Origin of the sequence: Brucella pseudogrignonensis (genome assembly GCF_031454375.1) — a bacterium.
In the GTDB taxonomy this organism is placed as follows: domain Bacteria; phylum Pseudomonadota; class Alphaproteobacteria; order Rhizobiales; family Rhizobiaceae; genus Brucella; species Brucella pseudogrignonensis_A.
The window spans coordinates 150,466-176,895 of record NZ_JAVDQT010000006.1; the positions used below are offsets into that span (position 1 = coordinate 150,466).

The following is a 26,430-nucleotide window of genomic DNA, read 5'->3' on the forward strand; positions in this document are numbered from 1 at the left end:
CCATGATCCGCGATACATCTGCACTTTCCAAACTTTGGATCACTGTTGTTTGGCTTGTCACCGGCTTCTTCGTTCTCAATGTATTGGCCGTCATAACAGCGGTCGTAGTTTCAAGTTTTGGAACGCGATGGCTTGGCACATGGTTGCCGGATGCGTTTACGACGCGCTGGTATGCGGCTGCATGGGCAGAGTTCCAGCTTGATCAGGTCCTTCTTGTTACCTTTCAGGTTGTGTTTGCCGTTGTCATTCTGTCAGGCTTTCTTGGTGTTACTGCAGCCTATGCCATGGCACGCCGCGACTTTCCCGGTAAAAAGCTGGTGCTGCTGATCTTCTTGCTGCCATTGTTGGTGCCACCAATCACTTTCGGCATTCCGCTGGCAACCGTGCTCTACAAGTTTGGTGTTGGTGGTACTTTCTGGGGCGTTGTTCTCGCCAATCTGGTTCCGACCGTGCCTTTTGTTATTCTGGTTATGGTGCCATTCATTGAGCAGATTGATCCCAAAATTGAAGCAGCGGCGCGCGTGTTTGGTGCGGGTACGTTCAAATTGTTTTTGCATGTGCTGTTGCCAATGCTGACACCTGGTATACTGGCTGCAATGCTGCTTGTGCTGGTGCGCACGGTCGCCATGTTTGAGTTGACCTTCCTTACTGCCGGACCAACATCGCAAACCCTTGTGGTCGCGCTCTATTATTCGGTCTTTGCGGCTGGTGTCCGTTCTGTTCAATCCATCGATGCAATGGCGGTGATTTACATGATCACGTCGTTGATCTGGCTGATTTTGGCACTGCGTTTCGTCAATCCGACACAGATCGTTGCCCGCAGCCGTCAATCCTCAGCGCATTGATCGATCATATTATTTGGAGTGCATGATGAAAATTACTGCGATCGAAACGGTGCAGCTTCCACATCTCAATAATATCCTTTGGGTTCAGATTCATACGGATGAAGGGATCATTGGTCTGGGAGAAACGTTTCGAGGAGCTAATGCTGTGGCGGCTTATATTCATAGTGATATTGCACCGCAGCTTATTGGCCAGAACCCGCTGGAAATTGATCGTATATCGAAGCTTCTGCTGGAGCCTTATGTCGGTTTTCGTTCGTCTGGCGTCGAAATTCGCGCGGCTTCCGCAATCGATATTGCGCTGTGGGATATTTTCGGAAAGCTGACTGGCCAGCCGATCCACCAGTTGCTGGGCGGGCTCTCACGCCAGTCTATCCGTACTTACAATACCTGCGCTGGTTACACCTATAACAAGAGTGGTGCGCGCCGCTATATTGGCGATCAGGATAAGGCGCAGGAAGGTCCCTATGAGGACCAGCTTGCCTTCCATCGTGATGCAGGGGCACTGGCTGAAAGCCTTCTGTCAGAAGGTATAACTGCAATGAAAATCTGGCCGTTCGATCCTTTTGCGGTCGCAAATGGCGGCAACTTCATTCATGCCACCGACCTTGATAAGGCGCTGCTGCCGTTTCGTCAGATCCGCGATGCGGTTGGCGATAAAATGGAAATCATGGTTGAGTTTCATTCTATGTGGGATTTGACTTCTGCACTTGCCATAGCAAGAGAACTCAAGCCATTTCGTCCTTTCTGGTCGGAAGACCCGATCAAAATGACAAATCCGCAGTCGCTGGCCGTTTACGCGGAGCGCTCAGGCATTCCTGTCTGTGCCAGCGAGACAATGGCAACGCGGTCCCAATATCTTGATGTGTTGCGGGCAGAAGCATCCGATTATGTGATGCTCGATATTTCATGGTGTGGGGGGCTTTCGGAAGCCAAAAAAATCGCCACGATGGCCGAGGCTTTTCAGCGGCCGATTGCACCGCATGATTGCACTGGACCTGTGGTCTTTGCAGCCTCCATTCATTTGTCGCTTAATGCCCCCAATGCCATTTATCAGGAGTCGGTGAGGGCCTATTACACCTCGTGGTATCGTGATCTTGTTACTGTCATGCCGCGAATTGAAAATGGCATAATTTACCCGTTTGAGGGGGCAGGGCTGGGATTAGAGCTTTCGGATTTTGTGCTCAAACACCCGAATGTTATTCGTCGAAGCACTGGGGCGGAATGATGGGTCCATTTCAATGCATAGCGGATTTACGCGGGCAGTTGATGGAAAGTCCTGTTTGGGATGATCGTCGGAAAACGCTGTTTGCCTGCGATATTAATGGGCACAAAATCTATGAGATTGATCTTGAAAAAGGTCCGTTGCGCGAATGGGCGTTTGAAACAGAAGTGCCATGTGTGGGGCTTGCCGAAAGTGGTAAACTGGTTGTCGCACTGGCGCGCGAAGTGATCCTCTTCGACCCTGAAACAGGAGAGCGCCAAGCCCTATGGAGCGGTTATACTGAGCCGGAATCCTCGCGCCTCAACGACGGCAAGGTCGGACCTGATGGCGCACTCTGGATCGGCAGTATGGATGCTCGTCCTGAACGCGAGGCAATTTCCAAACTCTATCGTATCACCGCCGATGGCCTCGCGCAGATAAAAGCGGAAGGCTTTGAAATATCCAACGGACTGGCATGGTCTGCCGAAGGCAAAACCATGTTTCATACAGATTCACGCGGTCCATGGATTGATCGCTACGACTTTGATGCATCCACGGGCGATATTTCGGCGCGTAAGCGCATCCGTGTTCTGGACGAGCAGACTGGCAGGCCGGATGGTGGCGCATGTGACATCGAAGGCCATTATTGGAGCGCTGGTGTTTCAGCCGGTGTGCTCAATCGTTTCGACCGTGACGGCGCTTTGCTCGAGAGCGTTGCAGTGCCAGTTCCTTCGCCGACAATGCCATGTTTTTGTGGGCCGGATTTAACCTTGATCGCCGTGACATCGCATAGTCTCGGTAGCTCAGACAGTCCGCAATCGGGTGGTGTACATCTTGCAAAATCTCATGTTGCGGGCGCAAAAATTGCACGCATGAAGGGAGTGTGAAGCGATGAAACATATTCTTCTCACGGGCGCCTCTGGAAATCTTGGTCGAATGCTGGCTCCAAAACTGGTGGAGGCAGGCTATCGGTTGCGCCTATCGGACATTGAGCCTTTCCCGGATGAATTGCCGCATGGTACTGAATTTATTCAGGCTGATCTGAGCAATGCAGAAGCGGTGGCAGACCTTGTTGATGGCACTGATGCTGTGCTGCACTTTGGTGGTATCAGCGTTGAGAAATCTTACGACCTGATCGCTCAGGCTAATCTTCTGGGTGTCATACATATATTTGAGGCTGCCCGCCCTGCGCGGCAGCGCGTTGTATTTGCGAGTTCCAATCATACGATTGGATTTTACGCTCGCAACGAGTTGTTGAATGCTGATGCGGCTTTTCGTCCGGATGGATATTATGGTCTCTCCAAAGCCTATGGTGAGATGCTCGGGCGTATGATGTTCGACAAGCACGGTATTGAGAGCGTGCATCTGCGTATTGGTTCGTGTTTGCCAAAACCGACCGAGGCTCGCCATCTGGCGACATGGCTGTCGCATGATGATCTGGTTCGGTTGTTGATTGCGGCGGTCGAGGCACCACGCACCGGCGTTGCAACAGTTTGGGGCATTTCCGCCAATCGTGATCGCTGGTGGGACAAGGATGATGCTGCGCTGATTGGCTATTTACCGCAGGATGACGCCTCGCGATTTGGCGTATTGGCTGAAACCGGCGATCCAGTATCCCGTCGCTTTCAGGGTGGAACTTTCACTGCGCATGATTATTCCCGTACGGATTAACGCTTATGGTGATTGAACTGGCTGCTTATGATTATCGCCTGAAAGTGGACCCAAAGCATGGTGCGACCATACTCTCGGTGGAATGGCAGCATCCGGATGGCGATCAGGTGCCGCTCTTGCTGTCGCTTGATCAGCCTGAGGCAGGATTGAAAGCCGGCTGCTTTGTCATGGCGCCTTTTGCCAATCGTATTGATGGTGGAAAATTCGTGCTTAATGACCGGCCAATACAGTTGCCGGTCAATGCACCGGACGAAGCTATGGCAATTCATGGCTTTTCGCGAGACAGGCAATGGCAATGCGCATCGGTACGCGATGATCGGGTCCTGATGACGGATATCGTTGCTGGAAGCCAGCATCCTTACAGTTACCACCTTGGACAGCAAATCTCGATTTTACCCGAGGGTATTCGGGTATCGCTTTCTATTCGCAATGAAAGTCTGCTGCGACTCCCATTCGGCCTTGGACTTCACCCATGGTTTGAAAAGACACCGGGTGCAACGCTGGAGTTTTCATCTGGTGGCGCGCCACGGTCTGACACACGCGGACTGCCGGAGGGGTGTGCTGTTTTGATGGCAGGATTTGAACCGGGTTGTCCGACGCGACTTAGTGTTCTGCCATTAATCAATAGTTGTTTTTCCGGCTGGAACAGCTGTGAGGCTCTGATCAAGTGGCCGGAAAGATCTACAGCGCTCATGTTGCGAGCGGAAGGTGCATTGAAACACCTTCATGTTTTCAATCCTCAGGACCGGGCAGTGTTTTGCGCTGAACCCGTCAGTCATTTGCCGGATGCCGTAAACCGGCCCGCCCTTGGCAAAGATGCCGCCATGACCATTCTAAGCCCCGGAGAAAGCCTTTCCGGTAGCGCTTTTTTCTCTGCCTTCGCTCTTCAAAACAGCACGGTCGAGCCTTTTTCGGGAAGGACTTAATATGAGCAGAAAGATTTATAGCGATCTGCGTTCAGCACGCTGGATGTTGCCGGACGATCAACGTTCGTCCGGTCATCGCTCCCGAACGATGCAGATGGGCTACGATCCTGCCGACTGGGAAGGCAAACCGATCATCGCGATCATCAATACATGGTCGGATGCTCAGCCGTGTCATGCGCATTTTAAAGACAGGGTAGAATGGGTCAAACGCGGTATTCTTCAGGCGGGGGGCTTTCCGCTTGAACTGCCTGCGCTTTCATTGTCTGAAAGCTATGTCAAACCCACAACGATGCTCTATCGCAATATGCTTGCGATGGAGACTGAGGAGCTTTTGCGTTCGCATCCGGTGGACGGTGCGGTGCTTATGGGGGGATGCGACAAGACAACGCCTGCTCTTATCATGGGCGCAACAAGCGCTGGCCTACCGTTCATTTTTCTACCTGCAGGGCCAATGCTGCGCGGCAACTACGCGGGCAAATTTCTTGGTTCTGGTACGGATATGTTCAAGTTCTGGGACGAAAGACGCGCAGGTACGATCGGCAAAGAGGAGTGGCAGGGTATAGAGGGCGGAATTGCTCGCAGCTATGGTCATTGCATGACCATGGGCACGGCTTCTACCATGACGATTATCGCTGAAACCATGGGGCTGACATTGCCCGGTGCGTCGTCCATTCCCGCACCTGACGCCAATCACCAACGTATGTCCACTCAATGTGGTCGCCGTATAGTTGAGATGGTATGGGAAGATCTCACGCCTGATCAGATTATCACACCAGCGGCCGTCAAAAATTCGGTGATCGTTGCCATGGCGACGGGATGTTCGACCAATGCGATTATTCATCTGATTGCTATGGCGCGTCGTGCCGGTGTTCCGCTTGAACTCGACGATCTTGACCGTATTGGGCGCTCCACGCCGGTCATTGCCAATATCCGGCCATCGGGTTCCAGTTATTTGATGGAGGACTTTTACTATGCAGGTGGCATCCGTGCGCTTGTTAAGCAACTTGCGGGTAAACTGGATACGTCTGCAATCACTGTGACGGGAAAGCCGATCACAGATGGTCTGGAAAATGTTCAGGTCTTCAACGATGATGTCATCCGGCCTTTGTCCAATCCGGTTTACCATGAAGGTTCACTTGCCGTGCTCAAAGGTAATCTGTGCCCTGATGGTGCTGTGATCAAACCTGCTGCCTGTGACCCTAAATATCATAGGCATACTGGTCCGGCGCTGATCGCAGACAGCTATCCTGAACTCAAAAAAATCATTGATGATCCAGATTATCCGCTGACACCTGAAACCGTGCTCGTATTGCGCAATGCTGGTCCGCAGGGGGGGCCGGGCATGCCGGAATGGGGTATGATTCCGATGCCCAAAGCACTGCTTAAACTTGGTTTGCGGGATATGGTACGGATTTCCGATGCGCGTATGTCTGGAACCAGTTTTGGTGCCTGTGTCTTGCATGTTGCGCCTGAATCCTTTGTTGGCGGTCCGTTAGCCTTGCTTAAAACTGGCGACATGGTTGAGCTCGATATTCCGGCACGCAGTCTCAATATGCTTGTGCCTGAAGATGAATTGGTTGCTCGCCGCGCTGCGTGGATCGCACCGGAGCCCAAATATGAGCGTGGCTATGGCTTTGTATTTTCCAAACATGTCGAGCAGGCCGATAAGGGCTGTGACTTTGATTTTCTTAAAACTGAATTTGGTCGTCCGGTTGACGAGCCAGTGATCTATTAAGGATCCCCTATGATGGACTATATTCTCTCAGAAGAAACCCGCTCTAAACTCAAAAAAGTCTCGACTGCATCTGTTGCTACCGCTCTTTATAAACGCGGGTTGCGCAATCAGTTTATTCAAGGAGCGGTGCAGGTCGCACGTAAGCCGGAAAATATGGTCGGACAGGCCTTCACGCTGCGCTATATTCCAGCTCGTGAAGATCGCAATCCGATTACTGTTTTCCGCAATCCGGATCACAAGCAACGCGTGGCAATAGAGACCTGTCCGCCTGGATGCGTATTGGTTATGGATGCGCGAAAGGATGCGCGTGCAGCCACTGCCGGCTCCATTCTGGTGACGCGTCTGGCCCTACGCGGTGCGGCGGGCATTGTCTCTGATGGCGGCTTTCGGGATGTCACTGGCATTGGCGAACTTGATATGCCTGCTTATTGCGCCAAAGCATCCGCGCCAACAAATCTGACCCTACACGAGGCGATCGACATTAATGTGCCGATTTCCTGTGGCGATGCTGCGGTGTTTCCCGGTGACGTTCTCGTTGGTGATGCGGACGGAGTGATGGTTATCCCGGCGCATTTAGCGGAAGAGATTGCAGATGAATGCGCAGGAATGGAGGTGTTTGAAGATTTTGTTCTGGAAGAAGTGATAAAAGGAGCGGCCATCATTGGTCTTTACCCTTGCACCGACGAGACAATTGCTAAGAAGTTTGACGACTGGCGACGACACAACAAACGCTGACGTTTGAAAGGAGATGTACTGCTGAACACGGCTTTAATTCTGATCATATCCCGTTAACGCCTCGAACAATAACGTTAACAGCGGATTTATTCTGTTTCACAGACTTGTATCAAGTTTCGGCGTCATGACCTCGAACATAGGCAGAGAAGCTGCACCAAGGGCCGCAGTAAATTGGCCTGTTTGTCCGCGAAGAACACGGGGTATGGTTCGTGCACTTCTGTTCGCAACGGATATAGGCAGTTCACCCATCTGCGAGATAAGCGCATCAATAACAGGATCTGGCAGCATTCCTCCAAGAATCACGGTCTCGGGGTCCAGTATATTTTCAATAATCGCAATCATTTGAGCGAGATGCCTGGCAGCATCGTTTAACCATTCAAGGATCAATGGATTTTTTTCGCGTAGTAGTTCTTCGAGCCTTTCAGAACTGACATCAATCAGTCCGGCCTTCGCCAAAGTTTCTTTTAGAGCATGTGCTGACGAGTAGGTTTCGAGGCATCCGTGCTGGCCGCAGGAGCACAGCCTTCCATCCGGCACAATGGAAATATGCCCTATTTCACCAGCATTGCCAAAAGCCCCTCGAAAAGGTGCTCCATCCTGTATCATGCCAAGGCCGATACCGGCTCCAAAATAGATCATTGCAAAGTTTGAAATTGCACGCCCTGCACCAAAAAGCCGCTCACCCACTGCCGCAGCATTCGCATCATTCTCTACAAGAACGGGTTCGCCAAACGCTGAGCTTAAAACTGCTGCAGCATCAATGCCTGCCCAACCGGGTAGTGTCGTCGGGCCGACTGAGGTCATACCTTCGATGCCAAAAGGGCCAGGCATCACGACCCCAATACCAAGAAGTCGTGCATCAAATTCGGATTTTATCTTGTCGATTTCGATGCGGAGTTGTGAACAAAGTGCTGCTGGTCGTGTGTCGCGTACCAAATGTATCTGCTGCTTGCGCGGGGCGCCAGCGAGATCGAGGACTGTCGTCACGATATGAGACGAACCCATTTCGATTCCGATTGTCATTGCCCCGGAAGGATTGACGGCAAACTGGATCGGCGGTTGGCCGCGACCCGTCTTTAATCTGCCAAGCTGCATCAGAAGATTTTCTGCAACCAGTTCATCAACAATATTGGCGATAGCCTGAGCTGTCAGATGCGTCAAACGAGCGATGTGCATGCGTCCGACGGGACCATGGCGGCGTACAACATCCAACACAACGCGACGGTTATGGTCCCGGATTCGTTCAGGATTTTTCCCCAAAGTGATGGGGTGTGTGTCGGGATGCGTCATGGTTGATGGGTCTGCCGTCTTTGATTTCATGTCCTCTCCCAATTGTCTTGAATTTAGATAGCCTGCATGACTTTTAACAGCAATATATTAATTCAACTAAATTATCTTATTGACAAATGGGTCGCAAAATAGAAGCCTAAGCGAGGGCAAAAAATTGTCTTGTCGGTAGTTGAGCGGCTTTTGCCGAACACGCCGGCGGTGAGGACGCGTCACGAAAAGTGAAGCAATGGTGGAACCGGCAGGTCGATGACCTGCCCATACCTTGTTCGGGCACCAGAGGGTCTGAACAACGGGGAGGTCGAAAGCAAATGGGTAAATTGCTACTTGCTGGTCTTGTGGCCGGTCTGAGTTCAATCGCGATCAATGCTGCACAGGCAGTTGAAATCGAATATTGGCAATATGTCTTTGAATCACGCGTCAAGACGATGGACACGCTGATTGAAAATTTTGAAAAAGCTAATCCGGACATCAAAGTCAAACATGTAACATTCCCTTATGATGATTATCAAACCCGCGTAATTGCTGCCAAAATGGCCGGCAAAAGCCCGGACGTGATGCAGCTTTTCTATGGCTGGCTGGACAAATTTGCAGCTGGCGGCATTTTGCAGCCATTGCCACAGGATGCATTCCCGCACGACAAAATTGAGAGTGAGTTTTTCCCGATTGTTGGTGCGATGAAGCGTGACGGTGAGTATTACGGCCTGCCGACGGCTGTGCGCTCGCTGGCGCTGTTTTACAACAAGAAATTGTTTGAAGAAGCCGGGCTTGATCCGAACAATCCGCCTAAAAACCTTGAAGAATTGCTCGAATATGCACAGAAAACCACCAAACGTGATGGTTCAGGCAATCTTTTGAGCGAAGGTATCACGTTGGACATGCCAGGTCAGGACCTGCATTGGTATCGTGAAGTGCTGGTGCGGCAGTTCGGTGGCAAGCCTTACAGCGATGATTATACCAAGGTTGCCTATAACGACGAAGCTGGTGAAAAGGCTTTGCAGTTCTACACTGACTTGCAGACCAAATATAAGGTCGGTGAAGTTAAGTTCATGGACGAAGGTCATGCTGCATTCCGCGCCGGTAAAGCTGCAATGACTGTTGACGGCACTTTCCGTCTTGCTGCTTTCAGAACCATTGAAGGTTTTGACTGGGGTGTGACCGAACTGCCGGCGAATGGTGATGGTGTTCGCTCAAACTATGCCAGCTATTTTGCCAATGGCATCAGCGCATCGACCAAGGGTGAAAAACTTGTCGCTGCTTCCAAGTTCCTGAATTATATTTCTTCTCCGGAAGCAATGGAAATCTGGCTTAAAGGCGTTGGCGAGTTGCCTGCACGCCGCTCGGCAGCTTTGACAGAGACCAATCTGGCAGATCCGATTTATGGGCCATTCCTCAAAGGTTTGGAATACGCGCATACAACCATGTTCAAAGATGAGCTGAAACAGCGCCAGATCATCGTTGATATGTCTAATCGCGTAATTCTGCAAAACCAGCCGGTTAAGGATTCCATCGCGGAAGCTGCCAAAGCTGAACAGGCACTTTTGGACGCTGCGAAGTAACACTGATCGGGTAGGGCGGTTTGTGAAAGCCGCCCGCTCATAACTTTAGCAACGCAAGAATTGTTGACCAGCTTTATACGACTGTTTGGTTTTGAAACCTGACAGTCTGACTATTTCCTCTCATGGCTACCATGCCTTGCAGCGGCGTCACCTCGCCGAAGGATTTTGATAATGACAATGACGGCTGAACCCGATCATACAGCGCGCAGACCGTTTGGTTCGCGCCTGACAGATCGCCTGTCGATGAAAACCAGACGCTTGATGTGGGTGTGGAGCTTTTTGGCTCTGCCGATCCTGTTCTATAGTGTTATCCGCTTTTATCCGACGATTGAAGCATTCTGGTTGTCTTTCACCGATTGGGATCTGATGAGCCCGCCCCAGTTTATCGGGATCGGCAATTATGAGAAACTATTTGCTGATCCGGAATTCTGGAAAGTGTTCAAAAACACTTTCATCTATCTGTTGGTTGGCACACCGATCAGCCTGCTTATCGCATTTGTCATTGCTTATTATCTGGATCGTGTCCGGATTATGCATGGTTTTATCCGTGCGCTCTATTTCCTGCCTTATCTGACAACTGCGGCAGCTATGGCATGGGTATGGCGTTGGTTCTATCAGCCGGCACCCATCGGCTTTATCAATAATATTCTGAGTTCAATGGGGCTGCCGCAACAAGGCTTTTTGCGGTCCGTGGATCAGGGGCTTTATGCCATTATGGCAACCTCGATCTGGGCGGGCCTTGGTTTTCAGATCATCATTTTTATGGCTGGCTTACGCGCGGTGCCAAATACATTCTATGAAGCCGCACGCATTGACGGCCTCGGTGAATGGGCAATCTTACGCAAGATCACGATTCCACTATTGAAACCGACCACTGTGTTTCTGGTGGTGTTCTCTTCCATTGGCTTCCTGCGCATTTTCGATCAGGTCTATAACATGACCACCAATGATCCGGGAGGACCGCTGGGTTCGACAAAGCCGCTGGTGCTGATGATTTATCAGACAGCATTTTCCTCCTATGCAATGGGCTATGCGGCTGCGCAAACCATTATTCTCTTCATCATTCTGCTTTGCGTATCGCTGTTGCAGCTCTGGATTCTGAGGGAAAAGAAATGACCGCGACGGCACAAACAAAATCACTTCCGTTCCAGAATTTGAAGCCCGGCCGTATCATCACATGGACATTGCTGTTTATCGGCGGCCTGATCATGATCACACCACTGGCATTTATGTTTTCCACCTCGTTGAAAACCGCCAGTCAGGTTTATGATCTGCGTCTTATACCGGCGGCACCGACTTTACAGAACTATATCACAATTCTCGCTGACGGACGCTTTCTGCGTTGGTTCATGAATTCGATGATTGTTGCTGTTGTGGTGACCTTATCGAACGTGTTTTTCGACAGTCTTGTCGGTTACACACTGGCCAAGTTCCAGTTTCGCGGTCGTTACTTCATCTTCCTTGCGATCCTATCAACACTGATGATCCCAACTGAAATGCTGGTTATTCCCTGGTATCTGATGTCGAGCAAACTCGGCTGGCTGGACAGCTATTGGGGCATCATGTTCCCGGGAATGATGACCGCTTTTGGTACCTTCCTCATGAAGCAATTCTTTGAAGGCGTACCGAATGACTTCCTTGAAGCCGCGCGTGTTGATGGCCTCAACGAGTTCCAGATCTGGTGGAAAATTGCCATGCCTCTGGTCACGCCTGCTTTGTCGGCACTGGCGATTTTTACCTTCCTTGGCAACTGGACGGCGTTCTTCTGGCCACTGATCGTTTCAACCAGTCCGGAGCTTTATACGTTGCCGGTAGGATTATCGAGCTTTGCGGTTGAGCAATCGATCCAGTGGGAAATGATCATGACCGGAGCAGCTATTGCCACATTGCCTACACTTGTCGTTTTCATGCTGCTTCAGCGTTACATCGTACGCGGTGTCATGCTGGCAGGTCTGAAAGGTTGAACCATGTCTGATCTCGACCCTAAATTGGCCGACAAAAGCGTTTTCCCAAATGCGGTTTATAAAGAAACCGTTCTGCGTCCGCTGTTTGATGGTGCCAAGACACATCACGTCGATGGTTTCCGTCGTATTGACCGCGCTCATTTGGTGATGCTTGTTGAAACCGGCATCCTTGATCGCGAACAGGCAGCACAGATTGCCGTTGCATTGCAAGCGATTGATCTTGAGATCAATCCGGCTGAGCTGACCTATACCGGTGAGGTTGAAGACTTTTTCTTCCTCATCGAGAAGGAACTGAAAGCCCGTATCGGTGCTGATGTTGCCGGGCGGCTGCACACTGCACGTTCGCGCAATGATATTGATCACACGCTGTTCAAACTCGGTTTGAAAAAGCACATTGATGTGCTGCTGGAAAAATTACGTCACTTGCTTGATGTGTTCATTGCAGCGGCTGATCGCGAACAGGCGACATTGATTGTCGCCTATACCCATGGTCAGCCGGCACAGCCGACGACATTCGGTCATTATCTGGCAGCAGCAACAGAGGTGCTGATCCGTGATATTGAGCGGATTGAAGCAGCGCGTGCGATTGTCAACCAGTCACCAATGGGGGCAGCAGCCATCACCACCTCAGGTTTTCCTATTGATCGCCAACGCGTCGCGGAACTGTTGGGTTTTGCTGCCCCTTTACACAATTCTTATAGCTGCATTGCTGCGGTGGATTATGTCACCTCGACCTATTCGGCGCTGGAATTGATGTTCATACACCTTGGACGCCTCATTCAGGACTTCCAGTTCTGGACGAGTTTTGAAGTCGGCCAGATTTATGTGCCGAATGCATTTGTGCAGATTTCTTCAATCATGCCACAAAAGCGCAATCCGGTACCGATTGAGCATATGCGCCATTTGTCGAGCCAGACCATGGGGCGTGCCCGCACAGTGCTGGATGTGATGCATAATACGCCTTTCACCGACATGAATGATAGTGAAGGCGAAACCCAGCAAATGGGCTATGAGGGTTTTGCCTCTGCCGGTCGTGTGCTTGATCTGCTGGCAGCGTTCATTGAGGCTATCCGCATTGACCCATTGCGCGTTGCGGAAAATATCCGCCGCTCGTGCATTACCATCACCGAACTGGCGGATTCACTGGTGCGTATTGAAGGCCTGTCTTTCCGGCAAGCGCATGAGATTGCGGCCAAAGTTGCCCGCGCGGTGGTCGCCCAAGGCGGCGGGTTGGAAAAAGATGGCTTTACGCCGTTCCTGACAGCCTTCCATGAGGCAACTGGACGCGATCCATCTTTCGATCAGGCTAAATTTGAAGAACTGGTTTCGCCGCAGCATTTTGTTGCCGTGCGAGACCGTTTGGGTGGACCGGCACCAAAGCCAATGGGTGAAGCTCTGGCGCGTTACCATGCGGCCGCTCAAGGCTTTACTGACCGGGCCTCAGAACATGCAGCGTTAGAGGCAAAATCTGATCGCGAACTTAATGAAAAATTCAGCGCACTTGCGGAGACACGTTAATGGCAATCATTGAACTTGAAAAACTTGTCAAACGTTACGGCAAAGTCGAAGCGGTTCGCGCAATAGATTTGCAAATTTCCGATGGTGAATTTGTCGTTTTTGTCGGCCCTTCCGGCTGCGGTAAATCGACAACTTTGCGCATGATTGCCGGTTTGGAAGATATTTCCGGTGGCAATCTGAAAATTGGTGGCGAAGTGGTCAATGAGCGTGACCCAAAGCAGCGTAATATTGCAATGGTGTTCCAGAACTACGCAATTTACCCACATATGAGTGTGCGCCAGAATATCGGTTTTGGTCTCTATACGTCGAGGCTTTCGAAGGCTGAAAAAGCCAAGCGTATCGAAGAGGTCGGAGCATCCTTGGGACTGACACCTTATCTTGATCGTCGTCCTGCAGCACTTTCCGGTGGTCAGCGGCAGCGCGTAGCAATCGGTCGGGCGATGGTACGTAAACCATCAGCATTTTTGTTTGATGAGCCATTGTCCAACCTTGATGCGCAGTTGCGTGCGCAGATGCGTATTGAAATCAAGCGTCTGCATCAGAGTCTCAAGACAACTACGGTTTACGTAACCCATGATCAGGTGGAGGCCATGACGATGGCTGACCGTATTGTTGTGATGCGTGACGGTAATATTCTGCAAACCGGCACACCGACTGAGCTGTATGAAAATCCTGTCGATGTTTTCACAGCACGTTTTATCGGTAGCCCATCGATGAATCTTCTCAAGGGGCGCCGCAAGGGTGATACGGTCGAGTTTTCTTCAGATGGTGATGTGTTGATCGGTATCCGTCCGCATGAACTGACTGTTGGTGGCCCCCTCACAACCGGCGGTGTATCGCTGCAAGGAGTGGTCACAGCCGTTGAGCCGCTCGGTGCTGAAACTTTGGTGCATCTTGATGTGAATGGTGATGCGGTTATTGCAACGGCGCCGGGTAAAACCGTGCCTGTCTCTGGCAGTACACTGCAAGTTTTTGCGCCTGCGGGCAGTCTGTATCTGTTCGATGCTAAAACAGAAAAGAGCCTCGGTCGCCTATAATGTCAAAGCAATTTAAAACTCCCGCAGTCCTGAGTATCGGACGTCTTTATTGCGATCTCATTTTCACGGGCCTTGAGGCATTGCCACAACTGGGGCGTGAGGTATTCGCACGTGATATGAAAATCGTAGCTGGCGGAGGTGCATTCATTTCCGCCGCCCATTTCGCCCATATTGGCCGCTCGGTTGCGCTGGTCGCGCGACTTGGTACGGATAGTCTCTCGCAGGGTCTAACGACTGATTTGACTATCGATGGCCTTGATCTGAGTTTTTTGGAAACGTCTGAGAATGCGGGGCCGCAGCTCACAGTCGCTAGTGTTATAGGCAATGATAGAGCGTTTCTTTCGCGAAGAGCAGGGACAGCGCATCCTTCCACACTTGAAGACGCTTTGGCCTGGAAAAATGCAAAGCACTTGCACATTGCTGAATATGCAACACTGCACGAAATTCCTGATCTTATAGCAAAAGCAAAAGCTGCCGGTTTGACAATCTCCCTTGATCCAAGCTGGGACGAGACCCTTATCTACAGCGAAGATTTCCTGACAAACTGTGCTGGCGTGGATATTTTCCTCCCAAATAGCGAAGAAGCAGAAGCAATTACCGGCGAGAGTGATCCGAGCAAAGCGCTCGATATCCTATCTGAGCACTTTCCGCTGGTTGTCTTGAAGAGGGGAGCAGAGGGCGCGTGGGTGCGTTTTGACGAAACCTCGGTTCATTTGCCAGCTGAAGCCGTCGACGTTGTTGATACCACAGGCGCCGGCGACGCTTTTAACGCCGGATTTATTGATCTTTGGATCGAGGGACGTTGCGCTTTGGATTGTCTGGAAGCTGGCGTCAGACGTGGTAGTCTTGCTGTTCAGGCAGCAGGCGGTGCTTCGATTTTGCAGGGTTAAACCGCGAAAATTATTAGTCTAATGGTGAGGTCTTCAATGACTACGACATCTTTTATGCGGCAAGAAACGATAGAAGCGGGATCTGTTGTTTCTCACGTATTGAGTGAAGAAGCAGCTACAATAGCTGAGATCAAGCGCATTTATGATCAGCTCAAGCCACGCGTTATTACAACGGCTGCGCGGGGCTCGTCGGATCATGCTGCTTCTTTTTTTAAATATCTCTTCGAAATCAGCGTAGGCATACCTGTCGCGTCTATTGGCCCCTCAGTAACCTCTGTCTACAATAGTCGTTTGCAATTGCATGATGGTTTGCATTTTACGGTTTCACAATCGGGTGCGAGTCCTGACATTGTCGCGTTGCAGAAGGCGGCTAAACAGGGTGGAGCTGTTACCGTTGCAGTGGTCAATGTGATTGATAGTCCGTTGGCAAGTCAGGCGGACATCGTTCTCAACCTGCACGCCGGTAAAGAGCAAAGCGTTGCAGCTACCAAATCCTGTATAGCCGGTGCCGTAGCGCTTGCTGCCATTACAGCAGAAATCAGCGGAGATGCTGCGCTGAAACAAGCATTGTCAAAACTCCCGGAAGCTCTGGAGAAGACAACGACTGCGGCAATTGATGGTGATCTCGTTTCCCGTCTCGCAGCCGTTGAAAGCATGTATATGGTTGGCCGTGGCACGGGCTTTGCGGTTGCACAAGAAGCCGCGCTCAAAGCCAAAGAAACCTGTGGGATTCATGCGGAAGCATTTTCGCTTGCAGAAGTAATGCACGGCCCAATCCGCCTGGTACACAGCGATTTTCCAGTGCTCGCATTCCTCAATCGAGATGAAGCCTACGATGCAGGTAAGCAAGCAATCGATCGTCTTATTGGAATGGGGGCAGACGTCATCACAATTGGCGATAATGCGGGCACAGAAAAGAGCATCAAGATCACGTCCAGCGGCAACGGTTTGATCGACCCATTGGTTGGGCTCGGCGCCTATTATCGCCTGATCGAAGAAGTTGCACAAGCTCGGGGATTAAATCCGGATACCCCGATGAACCTTCGCAAAGTCACGGAAACTATATAAATTGAGTTTTATATTCTCCGTTCGGTTACCCAGTGCGAATACTGCTAAATCAAGGCCGCCGGAGGGGTGTCCATCCAGCAGATCTAAAAATCGGTTTTAAATTGGAGGAATGACAAAAAGGACCGGTATGCTTCATGCAGGTCCTTATTTTCTTTGTGTATTTATCCAATGGTCCGTTTTACAAAATTAAACTGAAACAAAATTTTTCTGATATTATATGCTGATGCGGCAATTATAAGTCATTGGTTTGTATGTTATATTTGTGAAGATATCAGAATATATCTCTAGCGTATCTATGCCATTATTGCTGGTGGTTCGAGCGTGATTGATTTCAATCAAAGGCTTAATATTGTCATCTGTTAATATACATAAGGTAGCCTACTGACGGCTGAGTTTTGCTGTTGGTAAAATGTTGAGCGCGATTGAAGCTAGGCTCTCTAGGAGCCGCAGTTGTTTTAGATACGCAGCAGGATTATAAACTAACTGGGCGCTGCATATTTCAATCGTTTGGTCCCTACAGATTCTGTGGGAGCCTGAGCAGGCAAAGTGTGCAATGATGAAACAGCCGATCAATAATGTCGTCGAGACGACGTCGCTTCCCATTGAGGGAGCTAAGGCAACAATACTTGGTAATGATACGTCTCTTTTTGTTACGAAAGAGGTAGAAACGATCCGCAGTAGCCAAAGGCACGGCTGGCAGGAGCTATTTGCTGCCCATACACTCGAGCATCCTCATGAAAGTTCTCATCATTCGGTTCCTTTCTTTTGGTTGAGTATGGGGCTGAGCGATACGCAAGTGCATAGAAGCATTTCAGGGCAAGAAGAGCTTGCGGTGTTACCTGCTTACTCCATCAGCATTGCAGAGCCGCTCACTCCAGTTGATTGCGTTATTGGCAATGAAACAGAGGCCGTACACGTCTTTTTGAGGCCTGAGCTGTTGCATGAAGTCGCATATGAGCTGTTTGAAATTGGTCCCGATAGGCTTTCCCTTTCGCCGGTATTTGGCGAAAAAAGCACCAGCTTGAGCTGGCTTTTACGTTCAATCAAGCAATCCCTGAACGAGCCTGCTCATCTTTCTCAGCTTAAAATCGACTACATGTCTCGTGCGCTTTGTGCAGATTTACTGGCCAAATATTCCGTCACATCAACGGTTGCAATCAGTTCTGAGCGGCTGAGTGGGCTGACCTCCAGGCAAATGCGCAGGCTTGATGAATATATAATCGAACACCTCGGTCACGATATACATATCAGTGAACTCGCTTCTCTGTGTGCTATGGGGCGCACGACGTTCCATCAGCGTTTCAAGACCACAATGCACATGACGCCCTACCAATATGTTATGCGGTTACGCGTTAGCAAAGCTAAGGAAATGCTTGGCACTTCAAACTTGCCGCTTGCCGAGATTGGCTTCGCCTGTGGGTTTTCTGATCAGGCACACTTCGCGACGCTATTTAAACGTTTAGCTGGGTCCACGCCCGCTTCGTTCAGACGTGCTGCTGCATAAGTTATTGCATATATTACGTTTTTCGCAATGCGTATGGATAACACACATTACATATTATTGTACTATTTTAAAAACGTCTGAAGTTTTATGCAATTATTTTTGCTGATTAAATCATAAAAGTGCATGGAATTTAAAGCAAATACCCACCTGATGGTAGCTTGATATGTGGAGTGAATATTAGACTTAATCTCTATGATGGAGATTAAGTCTAATTTTTGTTCTATTTATTCTAATAGAAATGGTTTGATTACTAACTTTTTCTATAGAGTTATTTAGGGTGGCCTCGGGTAAGGATTGTCTTCCATGTCGCCTCAGAAACACCAAAATCAATTCACTGCTATCGGCCGCCACCATTGGACTTGTATGCTCAGTGTTTCTGTAATCGTTCTCGCGGCGACGGCAACTCCAGTAATTGCACAACAGATCCGGGTTATTGCAGGTCAAGAGCGTATTATCGAAAACTCGGATGCGCACGCGCATACGACTTCCGCAAACGGTCAACTGGATGCACCGGCCGTATGGGTTACAAATGGTACTTTGACCATAACCAATTCGGACATTGATCTTGTGAGTGAAGGTCGCGCTGCGGAGGCATTGCGCGTTGAAAGCTATCGCTCATCTGCTCCGAGTACTGTCAGGATCGTCGGTGCAGACGGTAAGGCAGCGCGCCTCGTTGCAACTGGTGCAGCCGGCAACGTCGTCAATATCTACGGTGATGGGTCGTCTGTCTATTTGGAAAATGTAGAGGTTATCGGGAGCGGAACCGGTCGACGCGGCATTCTGACTATGGATGAGACCCATTTGTCATTGATTGGCAGCAGTGTCGTGGCGGACGAAGTTGGTATTTCGATGCAGGGTAAATATGGATCGACTGCGGCATCGATATTTGTTGACGATACCAGGATTACGACCACGACGGGTGCCGGCATTTCAGCGATGAGTGGTACGCTCATCGCAAATAATTTTGATATCCGCACTGGCTGGAACGCTGCTACCAATGCGCCGACAACAAGTCGTGGTGCTTATGGCATTAATGCCAATACAAATAGCGATACAACTCTATCCAACGGTCGTATTGAGACTTGGGGCGATTATAATAATGGGATTTTTGCAGCCAATAACACCAGCGATACGAGCCAGGTAAAGCTACGTACAGATGGGGTAGACATCGTCACTCATGGGACGAATGCCACTGGGATTGAAAATATAAATGTACGTTCAGTTATCAATGGTGGCAGCACTCTTACTTATGGCCTGGGCGGACATGGTGTTGCCGCTGGCAATGGTGGTGTGAACAGCTGGGCGCCTTCGCATGTCACGATTTCGGGCACTAAAATCACGACCGAAGGTGAAAGCGCTTATGGGTTAGTTGCAACAACGCGGTCGACAATAGATGCCAGTGGGTTGATTATAAAAACCAGCGGTGAAAGTGCCATAGGTGCGCGTAGTCACGGTACTGGGCGGATACTTTTGTCTGGTGGAACATCCATTGCGACATCCGGCGATTATGCGCATGGAGCTGCCGTCACATTTGGCTCACATATGGATATTTCTGATACGAGTATCGTGACCACTGGCGAGAATGCTGCTGGCATATATTTGCTTGGCTATAATACGCCGGAGAATGTCACTCCTGTCACAAAGCACATCAATAGCGTTGATGTGGCAAATTCAACGGTTCATGTTGCGAAAGGCCCTGCGCTACGCGTGGGTGGCGGAGGTAGCAGCACATTTAACCTCAAGAATACCAGCGTTAGCGGTAAAGGTGATAATGCACTTTTGTTCTCCAGCGCGGATTATATCTATAATGATGGCACCAACATCATTCCTATGCCTGTTGGAACTGCAAGTGTGAATGCGGAAGGCTCCCTGCTTGAAGGTGATATTCTTGTTGCCAGTGGGGCAGTCAACTTTGATCTTCGTGATGGAAGTTTATTGTCCGGGGCTGCGCGTGAAAGCGATACTGGCACTATGCTCGACAAATTGTCGATAGACAACACAAGTGCCTGGGAAATTACCGGTTCATCTATCATTAACACGCTGGACAGCGCTGGTACAATTTCATTCGCTTCACCCAATGAGGATGAATTTAAGACGCTGACGGTGAAAGGCGATTTCACGTCTGACGATAGCCTGTTTGTCCTCAATAGCAAACTCGGAGATGACGGTTCTAAGACGGATCGTCTGATTTTTGAGGGGGCTGTTGACGGTATCAGCCGGTTGAGCGTTAATAATGCCGGCGGTCTTGGTGCACAAACAACAGGCAATGGGATTATGCTTGTCGATGCCAGTCAGGCAAGCAGTGGAGCCTTTGTGCAGCAGGGGCGTATTTCAGCGGGCGCATATGACTATACGCTTTACGCTGGGGATTACTCTGGTACGTTTGATGGACAATGGTATCTGCGCTCCACATATAACCCGACGCCAGATCCGGACCCAGATCCGGACCCAGAGCCAGACCCTGATCCAAAGCCCAACCCGGATCCAGATCCAAAACCAGAGCCTAAGCCCGATCCAGAGCTTCCGGACTATCGCTCGGAAGTGCCGCTGAGCATGGTCGCTCCTATTCTTGCTTCCCGGTTTGGTTTAGCTATGCTCGGTACATATCACGATAGGCGGGATACAATTGATCTGAATGCATCAGCCTTCTGGTTCCGCGCGTTCGGTGAACATGGAAATGCTGGCACTGCGTCTGGTGACGCTGAGCAACACCTCGCGGACTTCTATCGTGATGGTGCTTCCTATAGTTACACATTAGGAGGCTTCCAGGCTGGTGGAGATTTGTATCGTGGTGAGAGCGCGAATGGTTCGCTTGATTTTCTGGGATTATTCGTAGGTGTTGGTCGTGCTGAGGCCGATGTTGACCGCGTCTATGGTGGTAAAGCCGGTGACCTGTCGATGAATGGTTATAGCTTCGGTGGTTATTGGACCCATCTTGATCATACTGGCTGGTACACTGACGCTGTCATTCAGGGAACACGTTACGATCAGGTGCATAGCAGTTCGGTCGACAACGTTGGTATGCAAACAGCAGGATGGGGTTTTATCTCCTCTCTCGAAGGCGGATATCGTTATGCGCTCAATGATGGGTGGACTGTTGAGCCTCAGGCTCAGCTTATCTACCAGCATGTTTCGCTGGATGATACATCAGATCGGTTTGGCCAGATTGCCTTTGCCAGCAATGACATTGTTTATGGTCGTATTGGCGCAAAAGTTTCTCGCGATTGGAAAGCTGAAGATGGCCGACGTTATTCAGCATGGGCGCGTGTCAATGTCTGGCATACCATGGGTGATAAGGCAAAAACGAGTTTTTCTAATCTTGAAGGCAACAATCGCGTGACACTAGGCAGTGACCTTGATGGAACCAGAGGGCAAGTCGGTTTCGGGTTTTCCGGCCAGTTGACTGAACAAGTTTCTCTGTTTGCCAGTGGTGATTATAGCCGCAACCTTGGCCACAATGGTATCAAAAATGATAGCATCTCTGGTCGGGTTGGCTTCAAGATGAAGTGGTAAACCGCCATTCCTGCATCCGGCAGCGCCCCCCGTCAGGGATGCAGGGGTCGTCTCCTTCGCGGACAACGCGAAGGAGACGTATATTATTTAACTCGTGAATAGATCACGGCATATATCGATCTTAAGTCAAAGAACTAAATTCGACCGGCTTCGACGATGCGCTGAAGGAATGCAGCTGTACGCTCTCCGCTTGGGTTTCCAAAAATCTGCTCTGGAGTACCTTCCTCATAAACTCTGCCTTCAGCGAGAAAGCATATTTTGCTGGATACTTCGCGCGCAAACCCCATCTCATGAGTAGCAAGTAACATGGTCATACCATCTGCGGCAAGATCGCGGACTATGTTGAGAACTTCAGAAACCAGTTCAGGATCGAGGGCTGATGTGATTTCGTCCAACAGTAAGATCATCGGGCTCATAGCAAGCGCACGAATGATTGCAACTCGTTGCTGTTGCCCGCCAGACAAACGGTCAGGGTAAGCATTTGCTTTATGTGCCAGCCCAATACGTTCAAGCAAGGGCAGGGCAATTGCGGTCGCGTCCGCTCTGCTTTGGCCCAACACTTTGCAAGGAGCCAGAGTGATGTTCTCCAACACAGTCATATGCGGAAACAGATTGTAACTTTGAAAAACGATACCAACATCACGACGCAGGGCATTCACATCGACACCGGGCCCTGTTATGCGGTCATCATGAATTCGAATTTCGCCAGTGTCGATGGTTTCAAGACCATTCATGCAGCGTAACAGTGTTGATTTTCCGCAGCCAGAAGCTCCAATCAAGCAAACGACCTGATGCTCTTCAACCTCAAGATTAAGCCCATCGAAAACTTTGAAATCGCCATAGCTTTTTGAAATATTCTTTACTTCTATGATAGCCATTGCAAAGAACCTTATGCCGCACGCGTCCGACGCTGATCTCGCTCTAAAATTCGATCAACAAAACGCGCTTGCGGAATCGTGATCAGGATGAAGATGAAAGCGACGACAGAAACCGGTGAGAGATTGAAGTGATTGCTGGAGAGGATTTTGGCCTGATTAAAGGCGTCGACCGATCCAATGATATTGACCAGTGCTGTATCCTTCTGCAAGCCAATGAAATCGTTTAGCAAAGGTGGCACGATCCGTCGGACCGCCTGAGGAATGATGACATAACGCATGGTTTGGATATAAGAGAGGCCGAGCGATCTTGCTGCCGCAACCTGACTCCAGTGAATGCCTTCAATGCCCGAGCGATAAACCTCGGCCACATATGCGCCAAATGTTAAAGTCAGTGCGATAATTGCGTAAGTCTCAACTGACAGTCCGCTGAGTATCGGTAGACCACTTAAAGGTAACCCAAACCCCACCAGATATATGGTGATGATAGCGGGCATCCCCCGGAAGATATCTGTATAGAGTATAGCGAGTGCTCTGATAGGTGCGCCAGTTTTGCCCGGAACAAGTCGGGCGATTGCAACGATAAGCCCCCAAACAAGAACGCAAACTTCGGCAATCAGGAAGATATAAATGTTAACCCAGAAGGCCTTGAGTATCAGAGGGAATGACTGCCAAATGAGCGAAGGCGAGAGGAAGGTTTTGCTGACCGCAAGATCATTGGCCAGCAAAAACTGGGTGAATGCGACAATGACGGCTGCGAATACGGAAAACCCAATTGTATATTGGGCGTAATCCAGCGCCTTGGCGGTTGCAACGCGTGCCTCTATAAGTTGATCTGCCTCAAGCGCTCTTCTTACTTCCTGTGTTTTCAGAATAGTGTGCACAGCTGGCCAGCAAAGCGCTAATATGCAGATGATTGCTATTCCTGGTATAGCGCTGGCTAAAAGTGGCTGCACATCAAGTGTTACAGATTCGTGATAGGCTTCGCGGGCTGTAACCCACATACCAATTGAAACCAGAAAGAAACATATGACAGCAGAGGCTGTCCACCCGCGCACATCTTTTGGCGCAGCACCTGCGCCAAAAGAACGTTTGCTATTTTGAGATTGTAGGGTCGGTTTACCCGAAGAAATCGAAGTCATACCATTCCTCCAACGATTATGGTTGAAGGTAAGGTATTGCTGTCGGATCAGCGCCCCATATGCCAGAAAGATAGCTCGATGCCATTTTCTTTAGCGTGCCGTCAGCGCGCATGTCATCTATCACCTTATCAATGGCTTCTTTGTTTGGGGAGCCTTTCGGCAAAATTGCACCGTAAGACTCACCTGTTTCATATTGTCCGGCGATTTCCAGTGCGCCGTTCGATTTTGCTGCTTGCGCCAATAGGATGGCAGTATCGGTCACAGCCGCATCAATCTGGCCAGCCATAAGTGCTGCAAACATTGCAGGGTTCTCGGAATAAACACGAATGTCTTGGGGTTTTATGCGATCGCTTACAAAGTTTGCACCGGTGGTCCCTTGCAGAACGCCAATGCGGAATGTTTTCATCGCATCTGCGTCGACTTTTTTACCGGCTTTTACCAGAACTCCAATGTCGGAAGAGAAGTAAGGCGATGAAAAATCGATAACTTTCTTGCGCTCGTCCGTGATGGAGAGCGTTGCCATGCCCAGATCTTTCTTCTGGTTGTTATTCGCAATCATCGCGGGCACTGAGGAGACGACAAGCTTAACTTCGTCGAAGCCGGCACGATGAGCAATGTTTGCTGCAAGGCAATATTCGAAGCCATCAAGGATCTGGTCCGGAGTATCGCCATTCAACCAACCAGGATTTGGAAGGGCGATCTCGGCAGTAATCACGCCGGGGTTCGCGGGAGTGAGTGATATATCCCCTTTCGTGCCTGATAAAATGCACTTTGAAATGTCATTAGCCTTTGCCAGACCAGCGGATGAAACTAGAAATCCACACGCAATAAGCAATGCCCCAGAGAGTTTTCTGGTGGTATTCATACCGTTCCCCTTTTTGATAGGTCGATTGGTTCGGCACTCTAATCAAAAGTTCATAAAGCCCGCACACCAGCAGACTAACAGCAGAGCCAGCGAAAGTTTGTCGCTCGCGGGACTGAAACTTCTTCGATTTGGCCAATTTGAGGTAATTTAGAACTATACTACTTGAATTTGGCTATAGGGGCGTCAAAATCGGCAATGAATATCAGGGAGTCGTAATGCGCCGGGAGATACAATGAAACGCAGCCAAGATTATCCTCTTACAATTCGACCAGTGGTAACGCTGTCTGATGAGTATCCGGCTGGCTATGTTGATCCGTTTCATTCCCATGAACGAGCACAATTGAGCTTCTCGATTTCAGGCGTTCTTTGTATCACGACGGAAGATGCGAGCTATATTTTGCCGCCCAATCGCGCTATCTGGATCCCTCCCGGTGTGCGCCATCAAACCAGTTGTCGAGAGAATGTCAGGTTTCACGTTGTTTACATCGATCCTACACTCGATAACTTGCCTGAAAAATGCCGTGTATTCGAGGTGTCTGATCTGATCTGCGCGCTGATCGGCGAGATTGTAACCTTCAACTTTGCCTATGATGAAACGGGACGCGAGGGGCAGATTGTCCGGTTACTTCTTGATGAAATCCCGCGCATGCCGACGATGAATATTCATATCCCCATGCCGCGCGACAATCGCATCTTACGCGTTTGCAATCAGTTGATCGAGAACCCAAGCGATCAGAGTGATATCGACTATTGGGCATCTATTGCCAATATGGGACGCCGTACTTTCACCCGTATTTTCAAGAATGAGACCGGTATGGGAATGGCGACATGGCGTTTGCAGGTTCGGTTGATGCACGCAGTTTCTTTGCTGCATGCAGGCCATTCAATCACATCAGTGGCCTTTGGTATCGGCTATGAAAGTGTTTCGGCTTTTACCTCAGTTTTTCATCGTTCTTTCGGCTTTCCACCGAGCCATTATCGGGCAGCGCAGAATTTGTCGCGGCGTTCGATAACGGCCTGAATGAGAAAGTAAAAGACCCGATAGAACGAGCAGTTCAAAGTGGACAGTTGCTAGGGTCGTCTGGCCAAGACAATTGATAGGAACAATCCAGTGAACAAAACTCTTCTGGCTGCACAATCCGAACTCGATCTTTCGCCCATTGATGAGGAGATTGGCCTTTTTCTCGCAAAGATGCGTGAAGGTTGGGCGAAGCATCCCTCATTATCGTCTGTATCGACGGACGAAGCGCGTAAGATTGCTGAAGCTGTTCGAGAACCATTTCGTCAGGGTGGGCCCGAAATGGCAGATGTTCGCGAGTTTTCGATCCCAACGCGGCACGGTGCGATGCGCACGCGCCTATACAATCCCGGTCTTGATGATGAGGCACCGCTGCTCATTTATCTCCATGGCGGAGGGTTCACACTTTTTAGTATTGATACACATGATCGCCTGATGCGGGAATATGCTGCTGCTGCGAATGTTAAGGTTCTTGGGTTGGATTATTATCTCTCACCTGAATACAAATATCCCGTAGCAATCGATCAGGTCGAAGATACTTTAACCTGGCTGAAAACGGCGGATATTGGCATCGCTCTTGATCGCGTGGCAATTGGCGGAGATTCTGCCGGAGGCAATATTAGCATGGCTGTTGCAATACGCTTGCGGGAAAAGGGTGAGGGGGCCTTTCTCAAAGGTGTTTTGTTCAACTATGCAGGTTTTTCGACCGAATGCTCCGATGAGGCTGAAGCATTGCATGGTGGTTCTGGCTCGGTCATGGATCGCGATGAGATTAACTATTATTATTCGAATTACACTCGCTCTACCGAGGATTTGATAAGTCCGGAAATCTATTCGCTCAAGGCCGATGTCCGTGATCTTCCGCCCACATTTTTTGTTATTCCTGACCGGGACATCATTGCCGACAATAGCTACGCGATGGTAGCCAAGTTGCAGGATACTGGTGCAAAACCAGATTATAAAATTTACAAAGGTGCAACGCATTCATTTCTTGAAGCGATGTCCATGTCGAGTTTGGCACGGGAAGCAATCGCTGATGGCGCCCGATTTATAAAAAACGTTCTCAAAAATTAAGAT

The 26,430-nt window shown here is 49.9% G+C and carries 22 protein-coding genes; 18 read left to right on the plus strand and 4 right to left on the minus strand.

Annotated features, from left to right (window positions below; translation table 11 throughout):
• Positions 1–2: 2 nt before the first annotated feature.
• The 7 genes from J2782_RS16780 to J2782_RS16810 are packed head-to-tail and all read left to right on the plus strand — an operon-like array spanning position 3 to position 7,113.
• Positions 3–845, plus strand: a complete 843-nt coding sequence (locus J2782_RS16780; RefSeq protein ID WP_310014642.1) for an ABC transporter permease — start codon at positions 3–5, stop codon at positions 843–845.
• A gap of 25 nt (positions 846–870) precedes the next feature.
• On the plus strand, positions 871–2,070 hold the full coding sequence (locus J2782_RS16785; RefSeq protein WP_310014784.1) for a mandelate racemase/muconate lactonizing enzyme family protein: 1,200 nt from the start codon (positions 871–873) through the stop codon (positions 2,068–2,070).
• Positions 2,067–2,933, plus strand: a complete 867-nt coding sequence (locus tag J2782_RS16790; protein ID WP_310014643.1) for an SMP-30/gluconolactonase/LRE family protein — start codon at positions 2,067–2,069, stop codon at positions 2,931–2,933. Before J2782_RS16785 ends, J2782_RS16790 begins: the two co-directional genes overlap by 4 nt.
• A 4-nt stretch (positions 2,934–2,937) precedes the next feature.
• Entirely contained in the window at positions 2,938–3,717 is a 780-nt protein-coding gene (locus J2782_RS16795; RefSeq protein WP_310014645.1) for an NAD-dependent epimerase/dehydratase family protein, read from the plus strand.
• Between the two features lie 5 nt (positions 3,718–3,722).
• Entirely contained in the window at positions 3,723–4,643 is a 921-nt protein-coding gene (locus tag J2782_RS16800) for an aldose epimerase family protein (protein WP_310014647.1), read from the plus strand.
• Position 4,644: 1 nt separating this feature from the next.
• Positions 4,645–6,378, plus strand: a complete 1,734-nt coding sequence (gene araD, locus J2782_RS16805; RefSeq protein ID WP_310014648.1) for an L-arabinonate dehydratase — start codon at positions 4,645–4,647, stop codon at positions 6,376–6,378.
• Between the two features lie 9 nt (positions 6,379–6,387).
• Complete coding sequence (locus tag J2782_RS16810; protein ID WP_310014650.1) at positions 6,388–7,113, plus strand: ribonuclease activity regulator RraA; 726 nt, start codon at positions 6,388–6,390, stop codon at positions 7,111–7,113.
• 96 nt (positions 7,114–7,209) lie between these two features.
• On the opposite strand, the gene J2782_RS16815 is transcribed toward J2782_RS16810, so the two are convergent.
• Positions 7,210–8,433, minus strand: coding sequence for an ROK family protein (locus tag J2782_RS16815; protein ID WP_310014651.1), 1,224 nt, complete (start codon positions 8,431–8,433; stop codon positions 7,210–7,212).
• A gap of 278 nt (positions 8,434–8,711) precedes the next feature.
• Between J2782_RS16815 and J2782_RS16820 the strand changes: the two genes are divergently transcribed.
• The 9 genes from J2782_RS16820 to J2782_RS16860 all read left to right on the plus strand — a co-directional run bounded on the left by J2782_RS16820 (position 8,712) and on the right by J2782_RS16860 (position 21,453).
• The gene (locus J2782_RS16820) at positions 8,712–9,959 is read left to right on the plus strand and encodes an extracellular solute-binding protein (protein ID WP_310014652.1); all 1,248 of its coding nucleotides are present in this window, start codon (positions 8,712–8,714) and stop codon (positions 9,957–9,959) included.
• A 171-nt stretch (positions 9,960–10,130) separates the two neighbouring features.
• Positions 10,131–11,075 (plus strand): carbohydrate ABC transporter permease, encoded by a 945-nt coding sequence (locus J2782_RS16825; RefSeq protein WP_404989665.1) that lies wholly within the window; start codon positions 10,131–10,133, stop codon positions 11,073–11,075.
• The gene (locus J2782_RS16830; protein WP_310014653.1) at positions 11,072–11,923 is read left to right on the plus strand and encodes a carbohydrate ABC transporter permease; all 852 of its coding nucleotides are present in this window, start codon (positions 11,072–11,074) and stop codon (positions 11,921–11,923) included. The genes J2782_RS16825 and J2782_RS16830 overlap by 4 nt, the downstream gene beginning before the upstream one ends.
• Positions 11,924–11,926: 3 nt before the next feature.
• The gene (argH, locus tag J2782_RS16835) at positions 11,927–13,441 is read left to right on the plus strand and encodes an argininosuccinate lyase (protein WP_310014655.1); all 1,515 of its coding nucleotides are present in this window, start codon (positions 11,927–11,929) and stop codon (positions 13,439–13,441) included.
• Positions 13,441–14,478, plus strand: coding sequence for an ABC transporter ATP-binding protein (locus J2782_RS16840; RefSeq protein ID WP_310014656.1), 1,038 nt, complete (start codon positions 13,441–13,443; stop codon positions 14,476–14,478). Before argH ends, J2782_RS16840 begins: the two co-directional genes overlap by 1 nt.
• A complete protein-coding gene (locus tag J2782_RS16845) occupies positions 14,478–15,368 on the plus strand; it encodes a carbohydrate kinase family protein (RefSeq protein ID WP_310014658.1) in 891 nt (296 codons plus the stop codon). The genes J2782_RS16840 and J2782_RS16845 overlap by 1 nt, the downstream gene beginning before the upstream one ends.
• 36 nt (positions 15,369–15,404) lie before the next feature.
• Entirely contained in the window at positions 15,405–16,436 is a 1,032-nt protein-coding gene (locus J2782_RS16850) for an SIS domain-containing protein (RefSeq protein ID WP_310014660.1), read from the plus strand.
• Positions 16,437–16,989: 553 nt separating this feature from the next.
• Positions 16,990–17,940, plus strand: a complete 951-nt coding sequence (locus J2782_RS16855) for a helix-turn-helix domain-containing protein (protein ID WP_310014661.1) — start codon at positions 16,990–16,992, stop codon at positions 17,938–17,940.
• A gap of 363 nt (positions 17,941–18,303) precedes the next feature.
• Positions 18,304–21,453 carry an autotransporter family protein gene (locus tag J2782_RS16860; RefSeq protein ID WP_310014663.1) on the plus strand — a complete coding sequence of 1,050 codons (3,150 nt, stop codon included), beginning with the start codon at positions 18,304–18,306 and terminating at the stop codon, positions 21,451–21,453.
• Between the two features lie 134 nt (positions 21,454–21,587).
• Here J2782_RS16860 and J2782_RS16865 read toward each other — a convergent pair whose 3' ends face one another.
• The 3 genes from J2782_RS16865 to J2782_RS16875 are packed head-to-tail and all read right to left on the minus strand — an operon-like array spanning position 21,588 to position 24,335.
• Positions 21,588–22,331 carry an amino acid ABC transporter ATP-binding protein gene (locus J2782_RS16865; RefSeq protein ID WP_310014666.1) on the minus strand — a complete coding sequence of 248 codons (744 nt, stop codon included), beginning with the start codon at positions 22,329–22,331 and terminating at the stop codon, positions 21,588–21,590.
• A gap of 11 nt (positions 22,332–22,342) precedes the next feature.
• Entirely contained in the window at positions 22,343–23,470 is a 1,128-nt protein-coding gene (locus tag J2782_RS16870; protein ID WP_310014668.1) for an amino acid ABC transporter permease, read from the minus strand.
• 16 nt (positions 23,471–23,486) lie between these two features.
• Entirely contained in the window at positions 23,487–24,335 is an 849-nt protein-coding gene (locus J2782_RS16875) for an ABC transporter substrate-binding protein (RefSeq protein WP_310014669.1), read from the minus strand.
• Between the two features lie 232 nt (positions 24,336–24,567).
• Here J2782_RS16875 and J2782_RS16880 point away from each other — a divergent pair, with 232 nt between their 5' ends.
• On the plus strand, positions 24,568–25,356 hold the full coding sequence (locus J2782_RS16880; protein ID WP_310014671.1) for an AraC family transcriptional regulator: 789 nt from the start codon (positions 24,568–24,570) through the stop codon (positions 25,354–25,356).
• A 90-nt stretch (positions 25,357–25,446) separates the two neighbouring features.
• On the plus strand, positions 25,447–26,427 hold the full coding sequence (locus tag J2782_RS16885) for an alpha/beta hydrolase fold domain-containing protein (RefSeq protein WP_310014672.1): 981 nt from the start codon (positions 25,447–25,449) through the stop codon (positions 26,425–26,427).
• The last annotated feature ends 3 nt before the right edge of the window (positions 26,428–26,430 follow it).

What these genes read in the sequence shown, in the direction of transcription:
- J2782_RS16780 (WP_310014642.1), top strand. Translation starts at nt 3, where the DNA reads ATGATCCGCGATACATCTGCACTTTCCAAACTTTGGATCACTGTTGTT.
- J2782_RS16785 (WP_310014784.1), top strand. Translation starts at nt 871, where the DNA reads ATGAAAATTACTGCGATCGAAACGGTGCAGCTTCCACATCTCAATAAT.
- J2782_RS16790 (WP_310014643.1), top strand. Translation starts at nt 2,067, where the DNA reads ATGATGGGTCCATTTCAATGCATAGCGGATTTACGCGGGCAGTTGATG.
- J2782_RS16795 (WP_310014645.1), top strand. Translation starts at nt 2,938, where the DNA reads ATGAAACATATTCTTCTCACGGGCGCCTCTGGAAATCTTGGTCGAATG.
- J2782_RS16800 (WP_310014647.1), top strand. Translation starts at nt 3,723, where the DNA reads ATGGTGATTGAACTGGCTGCTTATGATTATCGCCTGAAAGTGGACCCA.
- araD (WP_310014648.1), top strand. Translation starts at nt 4,645, where the DNA reads ATGAGCAGAAAGATTTATAGCGATCTGCGTTCAGCACGCTGGATGTTG.
- J2782_RS16810 (WP_310014650.1), top strand. Translation starts at nt 6,388, where the DNA reads ATGATGGACTATATTCTCTCAGAAGAAACCCGCTCTAAACTCAAAAAA.
- J2782_RS16815 (WP_310014651.1), bottom strand. Translation starts at nt 8,433, where the DNA reads ATGAAATCAAAGACGGCAGACCCATCAACCATGACGCATCCCGACACA.
- J2782_RS16820 (WP_310014652.1), top strand. Translation starts at nt 8,712, where the DNA reads ATGGGTAAATTGCTACTTGCTGGTCTTGTGGCCGGTCTGAGTTCAATC.
- J2782_RS16825 (WP_404989665.1), top strand. Translation starts at nt 10,131, where the DNA reads ATGACAATGACGGCTGAACCCGATCATACAGCGCGCAGACCGTTTGGT.
- J2782_RS16830 (WP_310014653.1), top strand. Translation starts at nt 11,072, where the DNA reads ATGACCGCGACGGCACAAACAAAATCACTTCCGTTCCAGAATTTGAAG.
- argH (WP_310014655.1), top strand. Translation starts at nt 11,927, where the DNA reads ATGTCTGATCTCGACCCTAAATTGGCCGACAAAAGCGTTTTCCCAAAT.
- J2782_RS16840 (WP_310014656.1), top strand. Translation starts at nt 13,441, where the DNA reads ATGGCAATCATTGAACTTGAAAAACTTGTCAAACGTTACGGCAAAGTC.
- J2782_RS16845 (WP_310014658.1), top strand. Translation starts at nt 14,478, where the DNA reads ATGTCAAAGCAATTTAAAACTCCCGCAGTCCTGAGTATCGGACGTCTT.
- J2782_RS16850 (WP_310014660.1), top strand. Translation starts at nt 15,405, where the DNA reads ATGACTACGACATCTTTTATGCGGCAAGAAACGATAGAAGCGGGATCT.
- J2782_RS16855 (WP_310014661.1), top strand. Translation starts at nt 16,990, where the DNA reads ATGATGAAACAGCCGATCAATAATGTCGTCGAGACGACGTCGCTTCCC.
- J2782_RS16860 (WP_310014663.1), top strand. Translation starts at nt 18,304, where the DNA reads ATGCTCAGTGTTTCTGTAATCGTTCTCGCGGCGACGGCAACTCCAGTA.
- J2782_RS16865 (WP_310014666.1), bottom strand. Translation starts at nt 22,331, where the DNA reads ATGGCTATCATAGAAGTAAAGAATATTTCAAAAAGCTATGGCGATTTC.
- J2782_RS16870 (WP_310014668.1), bottom strand. Translation starts at nt 23,470, where the DNA reads ATGACTTCGATTTCTTCGGGTAAACCGACCCTACAATCTCAAAATAGC.
- J2782_RS16875 (WP_310014669.1), bottom strand. Translation starts at nt 24,335, where the DNA reads ATGAATACCACCAGAAAACTCTCTGGGGCATTGCTTATTGCGTGTGGA.
- J2782_RS16880 (WP_310014671.1), top strand. Translation starts at nt 24,568, where the DNA reads ATGAAACGCAGCCAAGATTATCCTCTTACAATTCGACCAGTGGTAACG.